Here is a 23,872-nt window from a genome sequence, read left to right as displayed (position 1 = left end):
TTCCATCAAGAAAGTCAAGCCAGACAACTTGAAGTCTCTATTCTAACAAGAAAGAGGTCAATGTTCGCCATCAACCTCTTTCTTATCATTCATTCTTTTTGCTAGTAAGACGGATAACTTACCTCTCACTCGACATATTCGGCCTAGTTTACCCATTCACCATTACCATTTACATGGTAACCATCTGGTGTTGTTGTGCTCACAGCCAAGGCTCCTGAGCCATATGCATAATACCAGTATTGGCCAACTTTAAACCAACCTGTCTTCATGATACCAGACTCATCAAGGTAGTACCAGATTCCATTTTCTTTGAGCCAGCCTGTTTTCATAGCTCCTGAGCCATCAAAGTAGAACCATCTGCTACCATCTGTCCCCCAGCCTGTAAACATAGCACCTGAACTGCTCAAGTAATACCAACTACCATCAACTTTAACAAATCCAGTCTGCATGACACCTAAATCATCCAAGTAGTACCATTTACCACCTGTTTTCACCCAGCCTGTCTTCAAATCGCCTGATTCATAAAAATACCAGTTACCGCCTGATTGTACCCAACCTGATTGGTCTGAACTAGAAGTTCTAAATTCTTTCAGTGCTTTTTCTACAACTGTTGCTTTACTTTTAACTGTCGACAAATTAGATGCAGTCACTTCTGCATACTGAATAGCAGGACCATAACTACCTACTAACTCTTCCGAAGTAGCAGCATCACCAAAAGTCTGGGCAATAGTTACTACTCTGTGTGGATTATTTGGATTTTTAAAGGCAGCAATTCCCATGTAGGTAAATTTAGGATTAATCAAAGACTCATAGTGACCAGATCCACCATTTGCTGAACCACCTGACTTTTTCTTCACGTAGTCTGCTTTTTCAGCACGCCATTCTTCAAGTGCTTTTAAGAAACCATCATAATTCCATCCCAAGTTTTCTCCCAGTACACTATTTCCAGATGGATAGGCACTCCAGATTTCTTTATTTGAAAGACGCTCATGCTTCATAGTAACAGAAGATTCCGTAGCTCTGGCAAACGCTGCCTTTTCTAGGTCAGTAGACCATTTGATAGGAACATACTTATCTACCAAACCTTCTTCAGCCGCTTCTTTACGGATAGCATTGATTGCATCTAAAATACTTTGTTTATGAGGAGTTAAAAATTCTCCTTTGATTCCTACCAAAACATTGCCGCTAGCAGGGTTAAGCACTTCTGAGCTCAAGACATTTTCATTTTTACCATCAGCAGATTGTGTCGCTACCAATCTGTCATTCGCAAAAACATCATTTGTCAAAACTGCTCCAGCCAAAGTCAAAGCTAAGGCGCTAGCAAATACAATTTTCTTCATCTGATTTCTCCTTTTGTCATTTGAATAGTATCTTGACAGACACTTTTCGATACTTGATTATATCATATTTTTCTACTACTTGTCTGTTTCTACTAATGCTATTCTATTAAAAACTCATCACTATTCTGCAAGAGTAGAAGCTTTCATTCTTTTATTTCACAACAAGCTCATAACGTGTCTTACTTGTGAAGTTTTGACCTGCTTTGAGAATGACTTGGTCTTTTAGGTCACTGTGAATGGCATCTGGTAAGGCCTGTGCTTCAAGGGAAATCCCATTGTGCTGTACCATTGGCTGACCTCCTATGATGACACTCTCATCCACAAAGTTTGCTGTGTAAACCACAAAACATGGAGCCTCTGTCTTGAAAAGCAAGAAGCGGCCTGAATTTTGGTCATAAAGGAAACCAGCATTGTCATGACCTGCAGGAAGAGCAAATGGATGATCCAAACCAGATACCAGCTGGATTTGCTCATCTTCCTCTACAAAGATATCCTTCAACAAAGCACCATTGTAGATGTGTTTGACCACATCACGATTTGAATCTGGAGTTTTTGCAGGAACACCGTCAGGAGCGATTGGATAAATGCCCTCTGTGTTTAGTTGGAAGACATGACGGTCAATTGTCTGCGTGAAATCCCCAGACAAGTTGAAATAGCTATGGTTGGTTGGATTGACCAGCGTATCCTGATCTGTCGTCACCTTGTAGCTGATTTCATAAGCACCAGTGTCTTCCAAGTGGTAGCTAATCCAAATCTTGAGATTACCAGGAAATCCTCCTGTCCCATCTGTACGCTCTGTATAGAGGGTCAAGCCATGATCGCTCACTTCAACTAGTTCAAACAAGCTAGAATCCCAACCTGTTGAGCCACTGTGGTTGCAGTTGCTAGCATTATTGACTTCAAGGTCATAGGTCTTACCATTGAGCTCAAAGGTCGCACCTGCAATACGGCCTGCCACAGGACCTACGCTAGCTCCATGCTTAGGACTATTGCCTACATAGCTATCAAAGTCATCAAAACCCAAGATAACATTGGCAAAATTTCCAGCCTTGTCAGGGGTGACATAACGCAAGATGGTCGCACCATAAGTCATGACCTCAAGCTGGTAACCACCGTCCGTCTCAAATCGATAGGCCAAGACATCCTTGCCCTCAGCATTTCCAAATACACGCTCTGTGTATGCTTTCATTCTCTTCTCCTTTTACTATTTCTTTCAAGCAAACAAACCATAGAAAGCCTACTGACAATCTATGGTTTATCTGATAATTTACAAACCCTCTTGTCAAGAATTCATAAACACTGTCTTATACTCAATGAAAATCAAAGAGCAAACTAGGAAGCTAGCCGCAGGTTGCTCAAAGCACCGCTTTGAGGTTGTGTATAGAACTGACGAAGTCAGCTCAAAACACTGTTTTGAGGTTGCAGATAAAACTGACGAAGTCCGTAACATCTATACGGCAAGGCGACACTAGCATGGTTTGAAGAGATTTTCGAAGAGTATTACTTTTGATATTCGTGGATGATCACACCTTGTACCACACGGTTTACTGTACCTGTAGGAGACGGTGTATCTGGTTTATTTTCTACCTTGAGTGAAGTCAATAGGGCAAAAAGTTGGGCATAAACGATGTATGGGAAGACACGGTAAATATCATTCAAGACACCGCCACAACCAAGGGCCACTTCTTTGACATTTTCAAGACCAAAGGCTTGATCGCTCAAAAGCACGACACGACGAGCAATCTGGTCTCCAGCAACTTCACGAACCAAGTCCAAGTCGTACTTGCGAGTGTAGTCTGTCGTTGTACCAAAAATCAAAACAACTGTATCTTCGTTGATAAGAGATTTTGGACCGTGACGGAAGCCGACTGGGCTTTCATACATGGTCGCCACTTGACCAGCTGTCAATTCCAAAATCTTGAGCTGAGCTTCATGAGCAAGTCCAAAGTAAGGACCCGCACCAAGGTAGATGACTCGGTTAAAGTCTAGGTCAACAAGCTCTTTGACATCTTCTGCATTGTCTAGGACTTTACGAGCAAGACTAGACACAACTTCAAAACGTTCAGCTTTCACAGCAAATTCTGTAGGATCAAAGACCAAGAGAGCTGTCAACATCATAGACGTAAAGCTAGAAGTCATGGCAAATCCAGCATCATTGGAAGCAGCTGGTTGCAAAAGCAAGAGATTGCGGTCATCATCGTGGGCTTGAAGAGCCAATTTCCCGTCCGCTGCACAAGTAATCGTCACTTGGTAAAGCTCATCCACCAAGGCCTTGGCCAAATCAACAGTCGCCACACTTTCAGGTGAATTTCCACTACGAGCAAAAGATACAAGGACAGTCGCCACATCTTTTTTCAAATAAGTTTCTGGATTGGCAACGATATCTGTTGTCGCAATGGCATTGAAATTCCATTTGCGTTCGTCATAGACTTCCTTAAAGTAAGGTACCAAGGTATCTCCCACATAAGCAGAAGTCCCAGCACCTGTCAAGATAACCTTGATATAGTCATGTTTATCAGCAATCCCTTGCAGGAAGGCTGCAATTTCTTCACGTTGTACTTGATAAGATTCAAAAGCTTCTTTCCATACATCAGGCTGTTGGTAGATTTCACGTGTAGTGATTTCTGCACCCAATTCGAGCAAATCTTCTTTTGTATAATGTAGCATTGAGTTCCTCTTTTTCTATCAAATATGGGAATGGGAGTAAGCCCCATTCCCATGTATATTCTATATAAGATGCTCTAACGATTTTAATGTTGTCACATCGTATACTCAATGAAAATCAAAGAGCAAACTAGGAAACTAGCCGCAGGCTGTACTTGAGTACGGCAAGGCAACGTTGACGTGGTTTGAATTTGATTTTCGAAGAGTATTATTCATCTTCGTCATCATCGAAATCCGCTAACAGGTCATTAACTTTCACAATGCTTTCTGCAGCACGGCTCCTATAGTCCGCATCTGCTCCTGTAAGGCTCGCATTGATAAATTCAATCACCATTGGAAGATTCATCCCTGCGTAAAGGTCAATATCACGACCTTCCATAATCAAACGGCTTACCACGTTACATGGTGTTCCACCGAGAAGATCCGCAAAGACTAGGAAATCATCCAATCCTTCAATAGCTGCTTCAAATTTTGCAGTAAATTCTTCTGGACCGTCTTCTGGAAGAAGAGCCACTGCATGAATATTGTCTTGTGGACCCATGATCATTTCAGTGCTACCTTTAAGTTCTTCACAGAAGCGACCATGACTCACCAAAATTAGTGATTTTACCATAAAGCTTATTTAGCTCCCATTCCAAGTGCAAAGTGACCAAAGGCAGAAAGAGCCAAAGCAAGTACGATAATAATACCAATAGCTTTAGTAGAGTTCATACCTTTCTTACCGAGCAACCAGAAGATAAAGGCCGTAAAGATTGCTGGAAGCAAGCGTGGGAAGATTTGGTTCAAGATGTCTTGGAAGTCAATCATCTTCTCACCGATTGCCCATTTGTAAGAAATTTCAAAGTTGATCATTGTTGCTACAAGAGCACCCATCATGAAGACACCAAGTACAGATGCAGCGTCAATCAAAGCTGTCAAGGTACTTTGCATGTTGTTGATAAGGTTAACCCCTTCTTTGTAAGCAAATTCCAACTGTTTCCAACGGAAGATGTCATAAGCAACTGCAACTGCGATCCAAAGGAAGATACCCCAAGGTTGGCCAGCAATAGCCATAGTTGCTGCGATTGATCCCATGATCGCAGGTACAAGTGAACCAAAGATAGTATCTCCAAGAGGAGCGAATGGTCCCATCAAACCTGTCTTGATACCGTTAACGGCATCTTTTGAACCTACACCATCTTTTTCTTCCATGGCAAGGTCAAAACCAGCGATAATGGTGTGGAAGAATGGTGAAGTATTGAAGAATTGAGTATGAACTTTCATCATTTCTTTCAATTCAGGAGTTCCATCCCCATACATTTTACGCAATTGAGGCAAAATCATGTAAAGGTAACCAGAAGCTTGCATACGTTCGTAGTTCCAACCCAATTGGAAAGTAAACAAGCTACGTTTATTGATTTGATTAAAATCTTCTTTTGTAAGTTTGTAATTAGAATTCGTCATCTTCGATTTCCCCACTTTCTGATGGTGTAGAAGGTGCTACCACAGCTACTTTTTGGCTATTTTTGAAGTGAAGCACTGCAAGGAAGATACCTACGATAGAGATACCAATCATAGACAATCCTTTGAAGTTGTTCACGAAACCAATTTTTTCAGCAACATCTTTAGGTAGAGTACCTACGATACCAGCAACAGCGCCACCAAGACCTGTTACATATGAGTAAAGAACAGTCAACATAGCTGTTAAACCGAATCCCATAGCAAGGTAGTGAAGGTTACGTTTAACTGGAAGGTAACGAAGCAAGATTGCAAATCCAAGACCTGGGAGCATACGACCTGCAAGTGTCAAACCATCTGCAACCCATTGGTATTCTTTAACGAAGTCTACAACTGATTGTACAAAGGCACCACCAAAGGCAAGCGCGAAGAAGACTGGAAGGGCACGAGATAAAGCCCAAGGAATCGCACCAAGCAAGTAGTTGCGTTCAATACCTTTATAATCAAAGCGTTCGATTGCTGCATCCACACGGTGAGCGAAGAAAGTAGTTGTCATACGACCAAGAACGTCGAAGTAAGTCAAGAGAGCTGCTACTGGCACAGCGATTGTTGTAATCGCAAGTGCTGTATCGATACCTTGCGAAACAGAGAAAGCTGTCGCAAGAACCGCACCAGAAGTTGCGTCGATACGAGAAGCACCACCGAAGGTACCAACCCCAAGAACGAATAATTGCAAGTTACCACCGATAAGTAGACCAGTAGTCACATCTCCCATGATTAAACCAGTAATGAAACCAGCAAATACAGGGGAACCTGCAGATGAAACGATCGTCAACTCATCACAGATTTGATAAGCTGAGTACAAAGTGAGAAGTAAAATTTGCCACCATTGTATCATAACAATGACCTCCTAAAAATTTTTTCCTATTTTAATAAGCTCAAAAAGTCTGAAACTGGATCATTTGGAACCATTTGAGCAGTAAGTTTAACACCTTTTTCTGCCAGTTTGTGGAAATCTTCCACATCCTTGTCCACTACGTTGATAGAACGTGTGATGGAACGAGTTTCTGGTGTTTGAGACATATTCCCAACATTAAGGGTTTCAAGTGGTACACCTGCTTCTACCAAACCAAGGAAGCGGTCTGGCTTACGAGCCACGATAAAGAGACGTTGGCTATCGTATTTTCCAGCAAGAATATTGGCTGCCGCTTTCTCAATTGGCAAAATACTCAATTTTACACCTGGTGGTGTCGCTAGTTTCAAACCACTCTTTTCAACGTCGTTGTTGACAACTTCGTCGTCTACAACCATAATACGTGAAACATTTAGTTTTCCAGCCCAAAGATTGGCTACTTGTCCGTGGATCAAACGTCCATCGATACGGCATCCTACAATTGTCATAAGTTTTCCCCCTTTATGTGTTTTAGTGTAGGTTTACGAGTTAAATGAATCTCTTCTTTATATTCACCTTCTGTTTCAAAGATAATGATGCGGTTGGTACCTTCCTTGAGATAACTATGAGGAATATAAAGCGAGAGGGTTGGGCCGACGTTCCAAAAACGTCCTAGATTCTGCCCATTGACAAAGGCAACTCCCTTACCAAACTCAGACAAGTCTAGGTAAGTATCTTTTGGCTCTTGGACTGTAAAGTCATAAGCGTAAAAGGCTGGTTGTCCTTGAGTCCATCCTTTTGAAAAATCAATTTTCTCAGGATTGTCTAGTGGGAGTGGATAGTGCTTCCAATTAAGTAAGAAGTGTAAATCCTTACAAACTCCTGTCCGAATTCCCTTACGTTGCGTATCAGCTAAGAACTTATGTCCATAGTTGACACGGCCCATATTTTCAATCAAGATGTCAAGTTGTGAAGCACCTTTTCGATTACCTTGACAGTAGATATCTTCTCCTATCTCTGTCTGGTATTGAGTGGCAATCCGTTGACCATCTACAAAGAGTTGAGCACGGTCACGTCCATCGATGATACGAAGACGTTCCTCTTCTGCATCCCAACTTGCCTCAGTACGATAGAGTAGATAGCCATAACTTTGTCCCAACTCCTCCATCTTTTGAGGATAGAGGCTTTCTATCGGACTAGATAAGCTATCCAATGTTTCAAATAAGGAAACTTTCTCAGCAAGTGGAATAGCGTCCACTTTCATGCTTTCCTTATAGAGTGGTTCCAACTGCGGATACTCTGGGAAGTGTGTCGCCATCATCTTCTTGACCGCCAGATATTTGGCAGTTGGATTTCCTTCTTCATCCAGAAGGGCATCGTAATCATAAGATGTAACTTGTGGCAGGTCCAAAGTCCCTCGAGCCGAGCAACCATTCATGAAACCAAAGTTTGTACCACCATGGAACATGTAGAGATTGATGGAACCTTGCTCCAATACCTCACGAACTGCATCTGCCAATTCTTTTGGATCCCTTGTGATAATCGGCTCTTTCCAACGATTGAACCAACCATCCCAGAACTCCATACACATGAGAGGCCATTTTTTGCCATGCTCATCAAAGAATTCCTGCATCTGTGAAAAGTTATATGGAGCCTTAGAACCAAAGTTCCCTGTTACAAAGAGATCATCTTCGATTAAAGTTCCAGCTTTCAGAGTAGCTCGCCATGGACCATCTGATGTAAAGAGGGGACAGGTTACGCCACGCTCTTCCATCAACTGTCGAATTGCTCTCAGGTAAGCCTTATCTTCTCCATAAGAACCATACTCATTTTCAACCTGCATCATGAGAATATTGCCACCATTGTCCAACAAATGTGGAACCAACCGTGACAAGAGTTGGTCATAGTAGCGACCGACAGCCTCAATATAGGCTGGGTCAGATGAACGAATCCTCATGTCTTTGGTTAAGAGCCAAGCTGGTAAGCCTCCGAATTCCCATTCTGCACAGATAAAGGGAGACGGACGAACTATAGCATATAGACCCAAATCTTGTGCTATCTGGAGAAATCTCTCCAAATCCTGAGCCCCTTCAAAGTGAAACTCACCTTCACGAGGCTCATGTAAATTCCAAGCTACATAAGTCTCTACAGTATTAAAACCAAGAGCCTTCAAATTATAGAGCGAATGATACCAATCTTCTGGAGGAACCCTAAAATAATGAATGGCGCCAGATAAAATCTTAAATGATTTTCCATCGAGATAAAAATCATCCCGTATCTCAAATCGTGTCATATTCTTACCTTCTGACAATTAAAGTTTACGCTTTCATTCGTTGATATAGTAAATATATCTCAATATCTTACATTTGTCAATAGGCTTTCACAATTTTTTTCATTTTTAACTAACTTTTACACAAAAAACTTATAAAAGTCTCTAATTTATAACAATGTATACTTTAAAAACCATGTATAAAAATGTATGTTTTTCTATTAATTTCGATGTAAATTAACCTTATACCCTATTATTCTAATTTTTTTATTCAAAACTCTACTATTCTTTTCAATTTTATGGTAAAATTTTTAGTGGAAAAGGAAAATCGAGGTGAAAATATGGCAATTCCAAAGTATCAATATATTAAAGATGAGTTGAAGAACAAAATCATTTCTGGTCAATTTGCCAGTGGAGATAAATTCTACACTGAAGCAGAATTGATTGCAATGTATGATGTGAGTTCTATAACCGTTGTCCGCGCCTTAAACGACCTTGCCAAAGATGGCTATATTGTCCGTCAACAAGGAAAGGGTACATTCGTTTCACGCGCACGCAAACATAAACTCGTAGAGTTTTCAGATGTAGAAGTTTTTGAAACTAAAGATGATAAAGTTACTGTCCTTTCTATTGAACGTGGCAACAAATTAAACTACTTAGAAAAACTTGGACTACGTGGTGATCAGTTCTACTACAAGATTGAACGTATACGCGAAACGAATGGTGTCGTATACATCTACCACACATCTTACATTCCAGAACAATACATCAACGCAAATTATCCAAATCTTGAATATTATAGCTCTATCTATAACCGTTTCAAATTGGATTACCACATTCATATGAATGATGAACATTTTGAAGAAATCAATGAAATAGCATTTCCAACTCCAGAACATGCGGCTTCGGTCCTAGGGGTCGATGAGCAATTTCCAACCGTTTTACAAACCAAGACTACTAAGTTAGAGTCTACTGGTCAGGTTCTCGCATACAGCGAAACATATAAACGAGCGGATTACTACAAGATTAAATTCATTTCATGTGACCGTGATCATTAAGAAGAAATCCTGAGCCTTGCTTGGGCTTTTTCTATGCTTGTTGGATGACATTAAAAATGTATTTTCTATATGTAAGTTAAGATAGATTAAATTTGTTGAAATTTTACTAAAATATTGGTAATCTTTTTTATCAAAAAGCTTTAATAAACAAAAAAATCGAAGTTCTTCTACTCCAGTAAATAGAGTAATAGAACCTCGATTTTATTTTAATTATCCTAAACCAAGACGTTCAAAGATATCATCCACTCGTTTAGTGTAATAAACTGGGTTGAAAATTTCATCGATTTCTTCTTGTGTGAGACGTGATGTTACTTCTGGATCTGCCTCAAGAAGTGGCTTAAAGTCTACTTGGTTGTCCCAAGAGTAGGCTGTTTTTGGTTGTACCAGGTCATAGGCTTGCTCACGGGTCATTCCTTTTTCAATCAAGGTCAACATGGCACGTTGGCTAAAGATAAGACCAAAAGTAGAATTCATGTTGCGGATCATGTTTTCTGGGAAGACTGTCAAGTTCTTAACGATGTTTCCGAAACGGTTGAGCATGTAGTCAATCAAAATAGTCGTATCTGGTGTGATGATACGCTCAGCTGATGAATGGGAAATGTCTCGTTCATGCCAGAGAGCGACGTTCTCATAGGCCGTAATCATGTGACCACGGATGACACGCGCCAGACCTGTCATGTTCTCAGAACCGATTGGGTTGCGTTTGTGAGGCATTGCTGAAGACCCTTTTTGTCCTTTGGCAAAGAATTCTTCCACTTCGCGTTGTTCTGATTTTTGCAAACCACGAATCTCAGTCGCCATACGTTCGATTGAAGTCGCGATGCTAGCAAGAACCGCAAAGTACTCAGCATGAAGGTCACGAGGAAGGACCTGTGTAGAGATTTCCTGAGCACGGATACCCAATTTGTCGCAGACGTATTTTTCAACAAATGGTGGAATATTAGCAAAGTTCCCAACCGCACCAGAAATCTTACCAGCTTCCACACCAGCAGCCGCATGCTCGAAACGCTCGATATTACGCTTCATTTCGCTATACCAAGTTGCCAATTTAAGACCAAAAGTTGTCGGTTCAGCGTGCACACCGTGGGTACGCCCCATCATGATAGTGAACTTGTGTTCTTTCGCTTTGTCAGCGATGATGTTGGTGAAGTTTTCAAGATCCTTACGGATGATGTCGTTGGCTTGTTTGTAAAGGTAACCGTAGGCAGTATCGACTACGTCAGTAGAAGTCAAACCATAGTGAACCCACTTACGCTCTTCACCAAGAGTTTCAGAAACCGCACGCGTGAAGGCAACCACATCGTGACGAGTCTCCTGCTCAATCTCCAAAATACGGTCGATGTCAAAGTCCGCTTTCTCACGAATCAAAGCCACATCTTCCTTAGGGATTTCCCCCAACTCAGCCCATGCCTCGTCAGCCAAGATTTCCACCTCAAGCCAAGCACGGTATTTATTTTCTTCACTCCAAATATTCGCCATCTCAGGGCGAGAGTAACGGTTGATCATGTTGTTAATTTTTCCTTTCTTCTTAAGCTGTTGGGAATAAGCTATCTAGGTAATCCAAGATTTCTACTCAAACTCCCCTTTTCCAATACACACAGATGGATAATGAGAAAGTGTATTCAAATCAATATCTAATGGCAAATCATAAATTGCTAAATAGTTTTCAGGGTATCGTGCAGCTAGTTCTTCATATTTAGCTTGCACCTTATCTTGGTCAGCACTAGCAAACAAGACTTCAACAACTGCTCCAGTCTTATCTTTTTCTACAAAAGCATTAACAATAATTTGTATCATAGGCTTGTCCTAAAAATCAATCCCTTTCCCAAACTCCTCAACTTCATCTGGCACATCACTAAACAAAGTCACATGTCCCATCTTGCGGTTGTGCTTTGCTTCTATTTTACCATACATGTGGAGGTGGGCGCTTGGATTTTCTGTCACATATGTTTCAGCAGCTTCGACGTGTTGACCGAGAACGTTGAGCATGACAGCTGGCGCATGTAGTTTAATGGCTGGCAATGGTGCTCCTAGAACTCCTAAAATGTGGGTATCAAACTGAGAAAAGTCGCAGGCTTCGATTGAGTAATGCCCTGAGTTGTGTGGACGTGGCGCAATTTCATTGACAATGATGTCGTCAGCTGTCGCAAACATTTCCACACAGAGGGTTCCAGACAACTTGAGTTGTTCTGCGATTCGCACTGCCATTGTTTTGGCTTTCTCAGCTAGATTATCAGAAATGCGAGCTGGCACGATGGTCTTAGACAGGATATTGTTGCGGTGAATATTTTCCTGAACTGGGAAAACCGTAACGTCCTTGCCGTTACCAGACACGATGACAGAAATTTCAAGGTCAAAGTTGACGAATTCTTCCAAGACGCAGTCGGCTGAGTCGGCTAGTACATAGGCTTCTTCCAAGTCTGCTTCTGAACGAATGACCTTTTGCCCATGCCCATCGTAGCCACCTGTTGCAGTCTTGAGGACATAGTTTTTCGATAGGTCCATATCTGCCAAATCTTGACTTGAGATCACAACCTTGTAAGGTGCCACAGTGACTTGAGCCTTATTTGAGAGAAAGTCCTTTTCAAAGATGCGATTTTGGGAGATGCGAAGCAGGTCAGTTCCTTGAGGAAGTTGTCCATCCTTGATAACCGCATCCAGACCGTCAGCATCGACATTTTCAAACTCATAAGTGAGAACATCACATCGATCTGCCAACTGACGGAGGGCATCTACATCGTTATATGGTGCCACGATGATCTCCGCCACGCGAGAGGCCGGGCAATCCGCCGCAGGATCCAGCGCGATAACCTTGTGCCCCATGTAGATAGCAGAAATGGCCATCATCTGCCCCAGCTGACCACCACCGATAATTCCGATTGTTTTAGATGAGCTCATTTGTAGACTCCTCTGCAATTTTTCCTTGTTCTTCTGTGAAATCTGCCAAAGCTGTCGCGATAGCCTGATCTTCTACTGAGAGGAGACGGAGGGCAAAGAGGGCGGCGTTGGTCGCCCCTGCTTCACCGATAGCCATTGTCGCTACAGGCACACCGCCAGGCATCTGTACGATAGAGTAGAGCGAGTCCACGCCACTAAGAGCACGTGATTTAACTGGTACACCAATGACTGGAAGAGTTGTTTTGGCAGCTACCATTCCTGGCAAGTGGGCTGCGCCTCCAGCACCTGCGATGATGACCTTGATACCACGACTACGCGCTTCTTCGGCATGCTTGAACATGAGGTCTGGTGTGCGGTGGGCAGATACAACCTTCTTTTCGTAAGCCACACCGAAACGGTCTAGGACTTCTGTTGTTTTTTGCATGGTTGCCCAATCGGATTTTGAGCCCATGATAATGGAAATAATTGGTTTAGTCATAATTTTTCCTTTTTTCTTCTTTTTTGATAATGGTCTTAGGTGGTGGGGACGGAAGCAAACCTTCGGTTTCATTCCTAAAATTTGAGCCTAAGGTCTCAAATTTTCCCTAGATCAGAACAGATACTGTTCTGGTCTTTTCACCACGACGACCATTATCGTGTTTGGCGACTGCGTCGCTTTTTCTTATATCTTTACTTAATTGCCTTGCTTCCGATATCTGCTCGGTAGAAAAGTCCTTCTATTTTTTGTTTGGATAGTTCTTGGTAGATGGTGTCTTGGGCTTCTTTGACGGCATCTGCTGTGGTGACGAGCATATAAACACGTCCGCCGTTTGATAGCAGTGCTCTGCTATTTTCCGCAAACTTAGATCCGGCATAGTAGGTGATGATGTCGCCATCGGTTTTGGCTGGAAGCTTGACACCTTTCTCATAATCCAGTGGGTAGCCCTTGGATGCGACAACCACACCCAGAGTCACACCCTTGTCCGTCCATGTGATCTTCGGCTCCTTGCCATCGAGAATATCCGTAATATTTTGTGCAAAGTCAGACGTCAGACGAGGCAAGATAATTTGCGTTTCGGGATCTCCGAAACGAGCGTTAAACTCGATAACCTTAGGTCCATCAGCTGTCAAGATAAGCCCTGCATAAAGAACACCAAGATAGGGGCGCCCTTCCTGGATCATGCCCTCAAGGACTGGCTTGACAATAGTCTCAACCGCTGTATCTATTACACTCTGTGGCAAGTGAGGAACTGGTGCATATGCTCCCATACCTCCCGTGTTAGGACCCTTATCGTCATCGTAGGCACGTTTGTGGTCCTGAGCCGTTGGCATGATGTAGAATTTGTCTCCATTGACAAAAGCAAAGAGAGAGAACTCTTCTCCGTCGAGGAATTCCTCGATAACTACACGCGCACCTGAGTCACCAAATTTATTGTCCAAAAGCATCTCGTGAGCTGCTTCGACTGCTTGCTCAACCGTCTCCGCAACGACGACACCTTTCCCAAGTGCCAAACCATCTGCCTTGACTACGATAGGCGCACCCTGTTTTTCGATATAGGCCTTGGCTTCCCCGAAATCTGAGAATGTGGCATAGGCTGCTGTCGGAACGCCGTATTTGACCATGATTTCCTTAGCAAAATCCTTGGACCACTCCAGCTCCGCTGCAGCCCTAGTCGGACCAAAGGCCTTGAGTCCAGCTTGGTTAAAATCATCCACAATTCCAGCAGCAAGGGCATCATCTGGACCGATGAAGGTCCAAGCAATATCGTTGACCTTTGCAAATTCAATCAATGCAGAATGTTCGGAAATAGAGATATCTACCAATTCCAGACCATCTAGAGTCATCCCGTCATTCCCAGGAGCCACAAAGACTTGTTCAACGTCTTTTGATTCAAGCAACTTCTTAGCAATCGCATGTTCACGACCACCCGAACCGACAACTAACAGCTTCATTCCTCAACCTCTTTTGCGAATTATTTAATAATATTATATCACAAACATTCGTTTTAATCTAATTATATCTACAAGTAGAAAAATACAACATAGAGTAAACTTACTGAAGCTAGTTCATTTTTTAAATCTTTAAACACTTAATGAGGCTGGGACAAAAAAAATTTTGACTTTAGAATAGATTTAGTATAAATTACACTTTGTTATGCTTTATAAATGTTGATTCTGTAGTATTTTTAGAATTTACATATTAAATAAAATAGATTAAACTTTACTCCAAGTGGACAAAAAGGAGTACAAATTTCATGGTGATGAGTTCAGTAGGCAAGTAAGAAGTACCATTTAGATACTTTTTATTTTACTCTATTCATCTTGTAGATTAAGGTTGTATATTTACTTTAGTTAAAAATTATTAAAAAGCATTAACTAATGTATATATAACTGTGGTATAATTAGGGTAGTGTTTAACAATATTTTAAACATAAATATAAAACAGGAGTCTTTTTATGAATAAAAAGAAAATTGAGAAATTTGCTAACTATTTTAGTGATATTTTCTCTTTTAGGTTTTTGGTTTGCTCATATAATAGAAAGCAATAGTAAGCAAGAATATGCTAAAGATACGGAACGTGTTACTAAGTTAGTTGAAACACTAGAAAATGACACAGAAAATATTAAACCAAATATAACGCTAGAGGAAGCTTTGAAGCTTGTTTCTGATGATAGTGAATTGTCATCTGTTAAAAAGGAAATTAAACACCTAAAAGATACACATCCAACCGATTATGAGGTAAAATTTGGTAACTTGTCTTACCGTGTAGATGAAGTGGAATTGAAACTTAATAAACAAATCGAAAAGATTAAAGAAGAAAAGGAGAGACAAGAACAAGAAGAACGGGAAAAACAGAAAAAAATCTAATGAAGAAAACAGAAAAGTAGATTTAGATGCTTTCTATAATGCAATTCAAGAGGGTGTAGATAAAGTAAATACACAATTAGGAGCAAATATGCTTGAAATGGAAAAAACATCTGTAACACCTGGCATCAGAATCATTCTCACAGAAAATAATGCTTCGTATTCAAATAAAGAACTTAGAGCAATTATCAGTGCGCTAAACAAATCTTTATATAAAATTGCTAAATCCCACGGAGTAAATAGCCCTATATTCTATTACACACTCAGCGATGAAGAAGTCGCTGTGAATCGTTATATAATGGCTCCTGATGAAGTTAAGTTTTCTGGAATATTAAAGTAGTAAATTGATAAGAACAGTAGAAATTTTTACTTTTGTAATTACAACAATTATTAGGGTTCTTCTAACAGGTTCCCCTATATAAGAGATAACACATTTTTAAGGTAATAGATAAGCACTGGATACTTAGATTCAGTGCTTTCTTTTTTATTTTTATTTTTTAATCGACTTCTTCAATAAAGAAAAATAATTCTCATTCCTTATCTGAATAATGTAACCTATAATCCTCACAATATACAAAAAGTACAGATAATTTCTAATCGCCCGACCTACAGATTACTATTAAAAATCACTTCGAGAGAGACTCTAATAATTTTAAGCATGATGAAATAGTAATAGATACTAAAGTAACTATATATGGTTGGATAGATTTAGTATAAATTACACTTTAGTACTTTTTATCACTAACTATCTTGGCTTAATTCAAGTATTTCCATCACCTTATGAACAATCATCTTATGCTGTGGGTGTTTCTGAATCTTCAATAATAGTTCCATCATCTCTGTATCTTGTGCCACAGAATAAGGTAAGAAAAAATCACTCAATGGAACTTCCAAAGCATCAACAATCTTCACAAAAGTTTCCAAAGAGATATTTCTGTGGTTATTCTCTATCTGACTGATATAAGGAACACTTAGATTTGTTCTTTCTGCTAATTCTTGCTGTGTAATCTTCTTTGAAACTCGTAAATCTCGTATCTGATTACTTATAGTTTCTAATATATCATCCATTCCTTCACCCTCTATGTTAAATCTACTATCTATCTTATAGATTAAACAATCAGGTTTACATTCTCTATAGTTTAATATTTGTTAAAAATATATTCTATTGTTAAAGTTTGTGTGATATAATTATAACTATTAGGAAATATTTCTTTTATTTCATTAAATAAAGTTAAATATCAGGAGGATATATATGCTTAAAAAACTTAAGGAATTAAGCAAAGAACAAAAGATTATAGGTATTATTGTACTATTGCTTATCCTCATTTTGTTCTTCACACTATTAACTAGCGGTAGCACTAAACACTCACAAGTTCAAACTAAGGCTAATGATTCTGTCAAACAGTCTTCACAAGTTAAACAGTCTAGTTCTTCTTCCTCTACTTCATCATCTAGTAGTGAAACTAGCTCTAAAATAGAGAAATGGTCTCCAACTGGACATATAGCCGTAGATGCTTATCTAAATACACCACAAATTAAAATCATACTGCGAGCTAAAGCACTGAGAGAGGTAGCACACAAACTCTCTAACACAGATAAACTCTACGAAGTTGAAGCTGAGGTAATTGGGATTGAAGAAAAAGATGAATACCGTGAGTACAACATAACAGGTAAGAAGCTTCTTATCCGTACACCTGAATCACTAGCTGTGAAAATGAATGAACTTATGGTCTATACAGGAAATACAGTATCTATAGAAAAATATGATTCAATCGGTAAAGGCTCTTTAGTAATCAGTGAAGTAAGAAAAACAGAGAAAGCACAAGAAGAGGAAAAAGCAAGTATTGAAGCCTCTAAATCAAAAGAGGAGGAAAGGAAAGCATCTTCACGAGAAAAAGAACAAGAGCAAGCTTCATCTCACACTACAACTACTCCTACACAATCGTCTACACCTGCTCCACAATCAAATTTAAGACCGTTCAAAAACTGTAAGGAAGCACGAAAAGCAGGACGTGTAAATATACCTGCTAGTGACCCCCAATACGGTCCATGGTTAGATAGAGACAAAGACGGATACGGATGCGATGAATAGTAAAAAAGTTCTTATTCTACTTTCACTACTACTTATTATCATTGTCACATTCACAGCATACTTAACCACTCTGCCACAAACAGACTACCAGATAGCTGTAAATAGACTTCAAAAGATAAGTTTAGAGGCTGTGGAACAAAAAATACAACATCAAGAAAGTTTTACCTATACACAGGGAGAGAGAGTTGCCCATATTGTCAAGAATTTGTTCCAAAGCTTGCGGAAGCAGTAGATAAAACTGGGACAACTGTGTATTACTTGGATAGTGAGAATATGGATAAGACTAGTTGGAATAACTTCAAAACAACTGTAGGATTCAAAACAATCCCCAATCTCACTTACTTCACAAATGGTACAGTATACGACATATTACCGAAAGCAAGTCAAGCTAGTGTTGAAGTGGTTGAATCATTTATAAGAAAGGAATAAATAATGAATACATACAAAATACTTAAGGACAATATTGAAACGATATATCTAGGTAAGGCTGATGGTAGTCTCCTAGAGATAGAAAGAAAATACTTTGATTTCCTCCCAGAGGTTGGAGAAGAGGTGGAAGTCTTTGGTACTGATGGAAACTACATCATTACTAGGAAACTTACAACAAATTCAAATAATCCAAATAATACTAAAACGTTGAAAATATGGGGATGGATTTGCACAACAACTTCTCTACTATTTCTCCCTTTTATTTTTGGAGTAATAGGTATTGTTTTAGGATATCTCATCAGAAGCAGAGGTGATAAAGAACAAGGAACTGTTATAATGATTTGTGCAACTGGTGCTATGATTTTTGGAATGTGGTTAGGAATCATTGTATGGGGGAGTATATAAATAATGAATAAAGGAAAAATTATTAAAATAATTGAAGATACTGCTTACATAGGTTATGAAGATGGAAGTTTAAAGGAAATTGCCATTAAATCTTGTGACTTTGAACCTACAATAGGGGATTATGTAGAGGTTTATGGTGATATTGTTATAAGGGTTGAAGATAGTAAGGAAAGTACCACAGTAAAAAAGCATAAATCTAGAAAAAGTAAGATAAAACCTATTTTAATAGCTCTTGTAGTTATTGTTTTGTCAATTAGTGCATATTTTATAATGAATCAAATAACTACATCACAGAATACCTCTAGTTCTTCTAAGTCCTCTACGTCTTCATCTAAGAGTAGTTCTAGCTCTTCATCTCAAGAAAGTAGCTCTAGTTCTACAAAATCTTCGATATCAGGACTTGTTCCTAAGTCTTTATTAACAATCGACGATGAAGAAAGGATGGATAAGCAGAAATATACCTCGTCATTTGACTATGATAAATGGATTCATGATGAATTACCTCGCTATATGAAAATACGAGTTAGTGGGGAAGCTGTACAAGTAAAAGATTCAGAGGATAAAGGTACTGTAATACAAATTGTTTCAAATGAATTAGGTTCAGGATATGGGGAACCTATTGCTGTTTTTATTCCTAACGGTTACTTATCAAGAGTCATAGTAGAAGGTGATAAATTAGTGTTGTATGGAAAAACTTATGGAGTTCTGCAGACTACAAAAGATAATTCTGTAATACTACGACCATTTATGATTGCTTATCTGCATGAAACAGACAATTAGGAGAAGTTATGAAACGGTCTTCAAAGCCACAAAAACACTACCTCTTATGATTGCCTATATGTATGAAAACTAATACTACATGAAAAAGAAAATATATAACCAAATTATTCACATTTCAGATACACATGTTATCATTCGACTCCACACAAATGAGACTCTAAATGTTCCTATAAATGAGTTAACTTTTCATCCTAAAGTAAATGATATTGTTGAAGTTTATCAAAATCAGAATCACGTAGTAGTTTGTCCTCTACCACAGAGCAACAAGCTTTGGATTCTTATAACCTCAATTACACTTCTAATTCTTATTGTTATAGGAACTACTTTTTTACTCTTTAGACAGCCAGATAGGAATATAGAAACAGCAGATAATCAATCTTCACAACAAAGCTCCTCTACTACTTCTAGTTCCTCTGCACCATCCAGCTCTTCTTCCAGCATATCTACCACAAGTTCTAGTTCAACTGAAGATAGTATAATAGATACGACAGCCGAAGAACTTCGAGATATGGAGAATGATGGTAGATTAAAGACTGGTCAACTATACCGCTTCACAGCAGAACTAACACGCCAAAAGTTTTGGGAAGCATACGTAGGACATTTTAAAGCTCTAGAAACATACCATACTATTTGGGTAAAAGCTAGTAATGCTCCTATGACTGGTGTACAAGTACAAATTAAGAAATCTATGATTGAGGGATGGCAAGAAGGAGCAACCGTTACTTTCACAGTCAAAATCATGGAAGACTCTGAAAAATTTCAATTCTGGGTTGCTACTGATGCCACACTTATCACGACTCCCACAGAAGAAAAGCACACAGAAACTGAGCCACTAAAACTTGACTCACAGGCTATTTTACAAGGAGACTACTCAAGTATAGCTGGTACGTGGAGAAACGGATTTGGAGAAGAAATAGCATTTGATAAAAGTGGTTTAGTAAATGGTGAAATAATTACAATTCCAACGATTGGGAACCAAGGTGTCATCAGTTTTAGTATGAGATTAGATTCGGTAAAAGGTGGCATCATGATTTACCCGCCTAAATCTACTATCATTACTAGGAGTGGTGACAGTTCGGATAAAAACCAAATTAGAATTATGGTCATAAAAGATGCACCCCGCTCTAGTAAAGAAGCTTACTATTACGTAGGTAAATAAATCGTTCTTACTTACAGTAGTAACCTGTAAGCACTTGATTATATAACGTATGCAAAATCCCTGCAATTACTCATTGCAGGGATTTTGTATATCCGTTACATCACATGAATCTCTTTCAGACAATTCCACATTACTAACATATTTTTGATATAGAGAGTTAATCGCTGAATAGCTAAATTCACATACATTCATTCCTATTCTATTTTTTAATCGACCCTTAGAAATCCCATTATCACGCGCATTATTAATCACAAACACAAATAGATAAATTGATACAATTGTACAGTAAAAACTGATAGCTGAATCAAGTCAACACTACAAAAACATGAAATCCTATAATGTAAAACATCTTTAAATAGCTATTTTTATTCTCTAATTTATCTCATAAGCATACGCCTTTATGCCGTGAAAGCAAATTGACAGTAAGTAGGCGCAAAGTACTCTAAGAACGTCTCAGACGAAAGGCTTTAATTTTTCGGATGGACAGTTCATTTGTTGTAGGAATTCTATACGATAAATTCTTATACTTGGTAAATGAAATAAAAAAGCGAACAAGAAAAAATTCTGATTGTCAGAAAACTATCTTTGTTCGCTTTTTATATTTAAGGCTAGACTTTTGTCCCAAGCTCATTAAGTGCGGAATATCTCTAAAGTATGTAGCCATGTTTTATATCTACCAGACATAGGAAATCTGATTTATTCGTTTCATTTTTATATCAATTACATCAAAACACTCTGGTGTGAATATAGCTAAATTGAAACCTTCTAGATTCATAACACTACGGAATTCAATTCCTTGAAAGGCATATTGTTCAGGATATTCTTCTGAGACTATAGATCTGACAAAATCAGCTATATATTGAGTTGGGAGATAATCTAAAACATCATCAGACTTTCTCATTACTCTCCCCATCTCATAATCAATTTGTTTTAGATGCTTTTTATTAATTGCCAACTCAGCAATGTCATCAATAATCCCATCTTGAAAGGGACTAATTTCATTGATTTTTTTAAAATCAATAACTGTTATAGGAGACTTTAATTCAAAAGTTCCAATGCAGACATGGTCATATAAACCTGTTCTAGTTTCATGTAATGCTGTTTTTTCTGTATCACCCAAATATAACGTCACAATCCCTCTTGCATTCGCTCTTCCATCAGCAGATTTACCTTTAGGGGGTGCACCTATTTCTTTCGGCTCAAATTGTTTTCCATCTTTTGCAATTCTACATCTAAAGAATTGTTCTCCTCCTGAATAAGTCTTTTGGATAGCTTCACAATACTTTGCTAAAATACCTTTATTAATCTGGTTAGAATGAAAACGATTATTATATTTAATATCTTCAACAAAACATTCCCAACCCTTACTGAATAACGAATGCTCCTGTAAATAGATAGGATCATACATTTTATCTACTCCAACAGGTGAGTTTAACAAGTTTGGAATTTCTTCAAACAGTTCTTTACAAATTTCTGAAAGCATTTGATAAACCTTATACTCATCATTAGTAGTAAATATGTTCCAATTTGTTGCTACTTCAGTTTTTAATAGCGTCTCTTGACCAGATTGGAAATTTTCTATTTTTTCTATTGGAGAAAAAATAGAAATAAATGAACTAAAATAATCAATTAAATAATTATCTTTCTGCGTATCATAAACAAAGTCATTCGCATTATTACATAAATCACAGCTAGACTGTCTTCTAGCTATGACTACTTGAGATTTAAGAATTTCATCTGCAAAGCATTTTTGACAAAACTTCATTAACTATCTGTCTCCATTTATTTGATCAAGATATTTACCAACCAATTCAATATGATGCATCATGGTTAATTTTTTAATGGTGCCAAGCCCTGGATATGTTTTGGTATCGGACAATCGTTGAAACTCTTTGATCGCCATTGTCTGTGATATTTTACCTTCTTCAATAGCATTGATTAACTTTTCGAGAGCCTCCTCAAACTTACCCGCTTGGTTTCTCTGCTTTTCATTTGTATTAGATACAAAATGATGAATTCTTAAATCTTGTTTTTCGTTAAAATAAACGATATGAATAGCTATAGCAGTGGGGGCAAATCCTGAATCACTGTAGCTCTCGCCAACAATAGAGTAATCCGAAAACCCCTTATACCCATCCTTTAAAAAATATTTATGATCTTCTGAGAAAAATTCATCTGTTTTTTTAGCATAATCTACATTTCTTGGCGCTTTCTTAAATCTGTCACTAATTTTAACTTTGCTCCCGCTAACCTCTCTGTTTAACTTACTGTCTTCCCCAATAATATTGTAGGCTGTTAGTTCTGTATTATAATTATCTTCGTATCCATTTAAATCATCAGGATCTTTACATATTGTGATTTGCTTACTCATGTCATCATTCTGCTTGAAATTATCAGCTTTTTGATAATCTGTGCTCATCAGTGAGGCAAAGTACAAATGCTCACTCTGCTCAATCACTTTGTCTAAGCGGCTTGCTCGATTTTTTTCGTTTTTGCTGTATTCCTCATTAAAGAACCCTACTGCTGGATTCATGATGAGGGCACACGGTTGCTTCTTCGTTGCAAATGCTTCCAAAGTACTGACCAGAGTTGGGGATAATCTCACTGGTTCAATAATTGGAATAACATTGTTGCTTAACTTATTATTTTCTAATAACTCTCTGAGCGCTATTAATTCATATTGCCGACCTCTTAGGTATGGAAAATACATACTTTGCTCCTCCTATTTTTGTAAAAATTGTGCAAGTGCATCATAATCCTTTGGTTTAAAGTTCATGAAATACACCAAAAACTTGAGTTCATATGGGACCGCCGCAAACAATTCTTTATTGATTGGATTTCTTTTTTTCAGTTCAATTAAAAAATCTGAATAAAATTGTTCTAGTCGAATATCTTCAGTTAGTTGCCTACAAACATCGTAATAATCGAATTGAGAGACCTGAGGTAAAGAACCAAAATGCTTCTCAATAATACTTTCATATTCGCGTTTCCGAAGAATACTGAAAATGACATCTCTATCTAAATCATTATTGTATTCCTTGGGTTCCATCACTGTTTTAATTTTTACGTTTTTTTGTAAAATATATAAACCAATAGGTTTATTAATCTCATCAATTTTTCTTTTCGCCATTTCTATGTTCTTTTCGTATGTCAAAATGGCAACATGGTTAAAAGCTTTATAATATTCATTGATTTGGTTTTCAAGTCTGTCAAAATTGTCTAATTCTGTTTTTATTTCATACACAACCGCCTTTCCGTTGATTAAAATAAAATCTGGTTTTGCTCGACCGACAGGTATCTCTGTTAAAGCTGTTGTAGTATTGACACTATGTATTCCTAATAAACGTTTATTTAAAAGAGTATTCTTATAGAAGTATTCGTTCCGATACGACCGAGATAGTTTATTATAAACATTTTGAATAGTGGACAAATTATTTTCTAATTTATAATGTTGCGAAACACGCTCAAAAACTGAATCTTTTTTATTTTGTACGAGATTTTTGATAGTATTTCTGGAAAAAAATCTATTTATTAAATAATTTTTTTAATTTCCAAATCAATCCCCTCCTTGATTGCGCTCTGCTAACATCATTATATCAAAAATA

25 protein-coding genes are annotated in these 23,872 nt (G+C 38.4%); 8 read left to right on the top strand and 17 right to left on the bottom strand.

Going from position 1 to position 23,872, the window contains the following annotated elements:
- Positions 1–143: 143 nt before the first annotated feature.
- From SK642_RS00365 to SK642_RS00330, 8 genes are all read right to left on the bottom strand, one after another.
- Complete coding sequence (locus SK642_RS00365; RefSeq protein ID WP_033682897.1) at positions 144–1,340, bottom strand: CAP domain-containing protein; 1,197 nt, start codon at positions 1,338–1,340, stop codon at positions 144–146.
- Between the two features lie 151 nt (positions 1,341–1,491).
- Positions 1,492–2,529, bottom strand: coding sequence for an aldose epimerase family protein (locus tag SK642_RS00360; protein WP_033682896.1), 1,038 nt, complete (start codon positions 2,527–2,529; stop codon positions 1,492–1,494).
- Positions 2,530–2,840: 311 nt separating this feature from the next.
- Positions 2,841–4,007: an SIS domain-containing protein gene (locus SK642_RS00355; RefSeq protein ID WP_033682895.1), complete on the bottom strand. Its 1,167-nt coding sequence runs from the start codon at positions 4,005–4,007 to the stop codon at positions 2,841–2,843.
- A gap of 205 nt (positions 4,008–4,212) precedes the next feature.
- Positions 4,213–4,617, bottom strand: a complete 405-nt coding sequence (locus SK642_RS00350; RefSeq protein WP_080708878.1) for a PTS sugar transporter subunit IIA — start codon at positions 4,615–4,617, stop codon at positions 4,213–4,215.
- A 5-nt stretch (positions 4,618–4,622) separates the two neighbouring features.
- A complete protein-coding gene (locus SK642_RS00345; RefSeq protein WP_033682894.1) occupies positions 4,623–5,447 on the bottom strand; it encodes a PTS system mannose/fructose/sorbose family transporter subunit IID in 825 nt (274 codons plus the stop codon).
- Positions 5,434–6,339, bottom strand: coding sequence for a PTS mannose/fructose/sorbose/N-acetylgalactosamine transporter subunit IIC (locus tag SK642_RS00340; RefSeq protein ID WP_033682893.1), 906 nt, complete (start codon positions 6,337–6,339; stop codon positions 5,434–5,436). The genes SK642_RS00345 and SK642_RS00340 overlap by 14 nt, the downstream gene beginning before the upstream one ends.
- 26 nt (positions 6,340–6,365) lie before the next feature.
- The gene (locus SK642_RS00335) at positions 6,366–6,842 is read right to left on the bottom strand and encodes a PTS sugar transporter subunit IIB (protein WP_000156974.1); all 477 of its coding nucleotides are present in this window, start codon (positions 6,840–6,842) and stop codon (positions 6,366–6,368) included.
- A complete protein-coding gene (locus tag SK642_RS00330; RefSeq protein WP_033682892.1) occupies positions 6,839–8,626 on the bottom strand; it encodes a glycoside hydrolase family 35 protein in 1,788 nt (595 codons plus the stop codon). The genes SK642_RS00335 and SK642_RS00330 overlap by 4 nt, the downstream gene beginning before the upstream one ends.
- 317 nt (positions 8,627–8,943) lie before the next feature.
- Between SK642_RS00330 and SK642_RS00325 the strand changes: the two genes are divergently transcribed.
- Positions 8,944–9,660: a GntR family transcriptional regulator gene (locus SK642_RS00325; protein ID WP_033682891.1), complete on the top strand. Its 717-nt coding sequence runs from the start codon at positions 8,944–8,946 to the stop codon at positions 9,658–9,660.
- Positions 9,661–9,870: 210 nt separating this feature from the next.
- Here the strand turns inward: SK642_RS00325 and purB are convergent, their stop codons facing one another.
- The 5 genes from purB to purD form a co-directional block, all read right to left on the bottom strand.
- The gene (gene purB / locus SK642_RS00320) at positions 9,871–11,166 is read right to left on the bottom strand and encodes an adenylosuccinate lyase (RefSeq protein WP_033682890.1); all 1,296 of its coding nucleotides are present in this window, start codon (positions 11,164–11,166) and stop codon (positions 9,871–9,873) included.
- Between the two features lie 63 nt (positions 11,167–11,229).
- Positions 11,230–11,457, bottom strand: coding sequence for a hypothetical protein (locus SK642_RS00315; RefSeq protein WP_033682889.1), 228 nt, complete (start codon positions 11,455–11,457; stop codon positions 11,230–11,232).
- Positions 11,458–11,466: 9 nt separating this feature from the next.
- Complete coding sequence (purK, locus tag SK642_RS00310; RefSeq protein WP_033682888.1) at positions 11,467–12,558, bottom strand: 5-(carboxyamino)imidazole ribonucleotide synthase; 1,092 nt, start codon at positions 12,556–12,558, stop codon at positions 11,467–11,469.
- Positions 12,545–13,036, bottom strand: a complete 492-nt coding sequence (gene purE, locus SK642_RS00305) for a 5-(carboxyamino)imidazole ribonucleotide mutase (RefSeq protein ID WP_033682887.1) — start codon at positions 13,034–13,036, stop codon at positions 12,545–12,547. The genes purK and purE overlap by 14 nt, the downstream gene beginning before the upstream one ends.
- 191 nt (positions 13,037–13,227) lie before the next feature.
- Positions 13,228–14,490, bottom strand: coding sequence for a phosphoribosylamine--glycine ligase (gene purD, locus SK642_RS00300; RefSeq protein WP_033682886.1), 1,263 nt, complete (start codon positions 14,488–14,490; stop codon positions 13,228–13,230).
- 528 nt (positions 14,491–15,018) lie between these two features.
- Between purD and SK642_RS10840 the strand changes: the two genes are divergently transcribed.
- A complete protein-coding gene (locus SK642_RS10840; RefSeq protein WP_235230850.1) occupies positions 15,019–15,405 on the top strand; it encodes a hypothetical protein in 387 nt (128 codons plus the stop codon).
- Between the two features lie 88 nt (positions 15,406–15,493).
- Positions 15,494–15,742 carry a hypothetical protein gene (locus SK642_RS10835; RefSeq protein WP_235230849.1) on the top strand — a complete coding sequence of 83 codons (249 nt, stop codon included), beginning with the start codon at positions 15,494–15,496 and terminating at the stop codon, positions 15,740–15,742.
- A gap of 401 nt (positions 15,743–16,143) precedes the next feature.
- Here the strand turns inward: SK642_RS10835 and SK642_RS00290 are convergent, their stop codons facing one another.
- Positions 16,144–16,470 (bottom strand): helix-turn-helix domain-containing protein, encoded by a 327-nt coding sequence (locus SK642_RS00290; RefSeq protein WP_033682885.1) that lies wholly within the window; start codon positions 16,468–16,470, stop codon positions 16,144–16,146.
- A 184-nt stretch (positions 16,471–16,654) separates the two neighbouring features.
- Here SK642_RS00290 and SK642_RS00285 point away from each other — a divergent pair, with 184 nt between their 5' ends.
- The 5 genes from SK642_RS00285 to SK642_RS00265 all read left to right on the top strand — a co-directional run bounded on the left by SK642_RS00285 (position 16,655) and on the right by SK642_RS00265 (position 20,267).
- Positions 16,655–17,494: an excalibur calcium-binding domain-containing protein gene (locus tag SK642_RS00285; protein WP_033682884.1), complete on the top strand. Its 840-nt coding sequence runs from the start codon at positions 16,655–16,657 to the stop codon at positions 17,492–17,494.
- Between the two features lie 273 nt (positions 17,495–17,767).
- A complete protein-coding gene (locus SK642_RS10830) occupies positions 17,768–17,923 on the top strand; it encodes a hypothetical protein (protein WP_235230848.1) in 156 nt (51 codons plus the stop codon).
- Between the two features lie 3 nt (positions 17,924–17,926).
- Positions 17,927–18,328, top strand: a complete 402-nt coding sequence (locus tag SK642_RS09700) for a hypothetical protein (protein ID WP_051734056.1) — start codon at positions 17,927–17,929, stop codon at positions 18,326–18,328.
- 3 nt (positions 18,329–18,331) lie between these two features.
- Entirely contained in the window at positions 18,332–19,108 is a 777-nt protein-coding gene (locus tag SK642_RS00270) for a hypothetical protein (protein WP_033682883.1), read from the top strand.
- A gap of 79 nt (positions 19,109–19,187) precedes the next feature.
- Positions 19,188–20,267, top strand: coding sequence for a DUF6287 domain-containing protein (locus SK642_RS00265; protein WP_033682882.1), 1,080 nt, complete (start codon positions 19,188–19,190; stop codon positions 20,265–20,267).
- 673 nt (positions 20,268–20,940) lie between these two features.
- On the opposite strand, the gene SK642_RS00260 is transcribed toward SK642_RS00265, so the two are convergent.
- From SK642_RS00260 to SK642_RS00250, 3 genes are read right to left on the bottom strand one after another with little or no spacing between them, the layout of a single operon-like run.
- The gene (locus tag SK642_RS00260; protein WP_033682881.1) at positions 20,941–22,032 is read right to left on the bottom strand and encodes an RES domain-containing protein; all 1,092 of its coding nucleotides are present in this window, start codon (positions 22,030–22,032) and stop codon (positions 20,941–20,943) included.
- A gap of 3 nt (positions 22,033–22,035) precedes the next feature.
- Positions 22,036–22,977 (bottom strand): sce7725 family protein, encoded by a 942-nt coding sequence (locus SK642_RS00255; protein WP_000273872.1) that lies wholly within the window; start codon positions 22,975–22,977, stop codon positions 22,036–22,038.
- Positions 22,978–22,989: 12 nt separating this feature from the next.
- Positions 22,990–23,799, bottom strand: coding sequence for a sce7726 family protein (locus SK642_RS00250; protein WP_033682880.1), 810 nt, complete (start codon positions 23,797–23,799; stop codon positions 22,990–22,992).
- Between the last annotated feature and the right edge of the window lie 73 nt (positions 23,800–23,872).

The sequence above is a fragment of the Streptococcus mitis genome, assembly GCF_000722705.1.
Lineage (GTDB): Bacteria > Bacillota > Bacilli > Lactobacillales > Streptococcaceae > Streptococcus > Streptococcus mitis_P.
Note: the sequence above shows the minus strand (reverse complement) of the source record. Positions and strands in the feature narration are given on the sequence as shown.

What these genes read in the sequence shown, in the direction of transcription:
- SK642_RS00340 (WP_033682893.1), bottom strand. Translation starts at nt 6,339, where the DNA reads ATGATACAATGGTGGCAAATTTTACTTCTCACTTTGTACTCAGCTTAT.
- SK642_RS00265 (WP_033682882.1), top strand. Translation starts at nt 19,188, where the DNA reads ATGAAAAAGAAAATATATAACCAAATTATTCACATTTCAGATACACAT.
- SK642_RS00335 (WP_000156974.1), bottom strand. Translation starts at nt 6,842, where the DNA reads ATGACAATTGTAGGATGCCGTATCGATGGACGTTTGATCCACGGACAA.
- purK (WP_033682888.1), bottom strand. Translation starts at nt 12,558, where the DNA reads ATGAGCTCATCTAAAACAATCGGAATTATCGGTGGTGGTCAGCTGGGG.
- purB (WP_033682890.1), bottom strand. Translation starts at nt 11,166, where the DNA reads ATGATCAACCGTTACTCTCGCCCTGAGATGGCGAATATTTGGAGTGAA.
- SK642_RS10830 (WP_235230848.1), top strand. Translation starts at nt 17,768, where the DNA reads ATGGATAAGACTAGTTGGAATAACTTCAAAACAACTGTAGGATTCAAA.
- SK642_RS00360 (WP_033682896.1), bottom strand. Translation starts at nt 2,529, where the DNA reads ATGAAAGCATACACAGAGCGTGTATTTGGAAATGCTGAGGGCAAGGAT.
- SK642_RS00345 (WP_033682894.1), bottom strand. Translation starts at nt 5,447, where the DNA reads ATGACGAATTCTAATTACAAACTTACAAAAGAAGATTTTAATCAAATC.
- SK642_RS00255 (WP_000273872.1), bottom strand. Translation starts at nt 22,977, where the DNA reads ATGTATTTTCCATACCTAAGAGGTCGGCAATATGAATTAATAGCGCTC.
- SK642_RS09700 (WP_051734056.1), top strand. Translation starts at nt 17,927, where the DNA reads ATGAATACATACAAAATACTTAAGGACAATATTGAAACGATATATCTA.
- SK642_RS00260 (WP_033682881.1), bottom strand. Translation starts at nt 22,032, where the DNA reads ATGAAGTTTTGTCAAAAATGCTTTGCAGATGAAATTCTTAAATCTCAA.
- purD (WP_033682886.1), bottom strand. Translation starts at nt 14,490, where the DNA reads ATGAAGCTGTTAGTTGTCGGTTCGGGTGGTCGTGAACATGCGATTGCT.
- SK642_RS00315 (WP_033682889.1), bottom strand. Translation starts at nt 11,457, where the DNA reads ATGATACAAATTATTGTTAATGCTTTTGTAGAAAAAGATAAGACTGGA.
- SK642_RS00270 (WP_033682883.1), top strand. Translation starts at nt 18,332, where the DNA reads ATGAATAAAGGAAAAATTATTAAAATAATTGAAGATACTGCTTACATA.
- SK642_RS00330 (WP_033682892.1), bottom strand. Translation starts at nt 8,626, where the DNA reads ATGACACGATTTGAGATACGGGATGATTTTTATCTCGATGGAAAATCA.
- SK642_RS00350 (WP_080708878.1), bottom strand. Translation starts at nt 4,617, where the DNA reads ATGGTAAAATCACTAATTTTGGTGAGTCATGGTCGCTTCTGTGAAGAA.
- SK642_RS00325 (WP_033682891.1), top strand. Translation starts at nt 8,944, where the DNA reads ATGGCAATTCCAAAGTATCAATATATTAAAGATGAGTTGAAGAACAAA.
- SK642_RS00355 (WP_033682895.1), bottom strand. Translation starts at nt 4,007, where the DNA reads ATGCTACATTATACAAAAGAAGATTTGCTCGAATTGGGTGCAGAAATC.
- SK642_RS10835 (WP_235230849.1), top strand. Translation starts at nt 15,494, where the DNA reads ATGCTTGAAATGGAAAAAACATCTGTAACACCTGGCATCAGAATCATT.
- SK642_RS00290 (WP_033682885.1), bottom strand. Translation starts at nt 16,470, where the DNA reads ATGGATGATATATTAGAAACTATAAGTAATCAGATACGAGATTTACGA.
- SK642_RS00285 (WP_033682884.1), top strand. Translation starts at nt 16,655, where the DNA reads ATGCTTAAAAAACTTAAGGAATTAAGCAAAGAACAAAAGATTATAGGT.
- purE (WP_033682887.1), bottom strand. Translation starts at nt 13,036, where the DNA reads ATGACTAAACCAATTATTTCCATTATCATGGGCTCAAAATCCGATTGG.
- SK642_RS00365 (WP_033682897.1), bottom strand. Translation starts at nt 1,340, where the DNA reads ATGAAGAAAATTGTATTTGCTAGCGCCTTAGCTTTGACTTTGGCTGGA.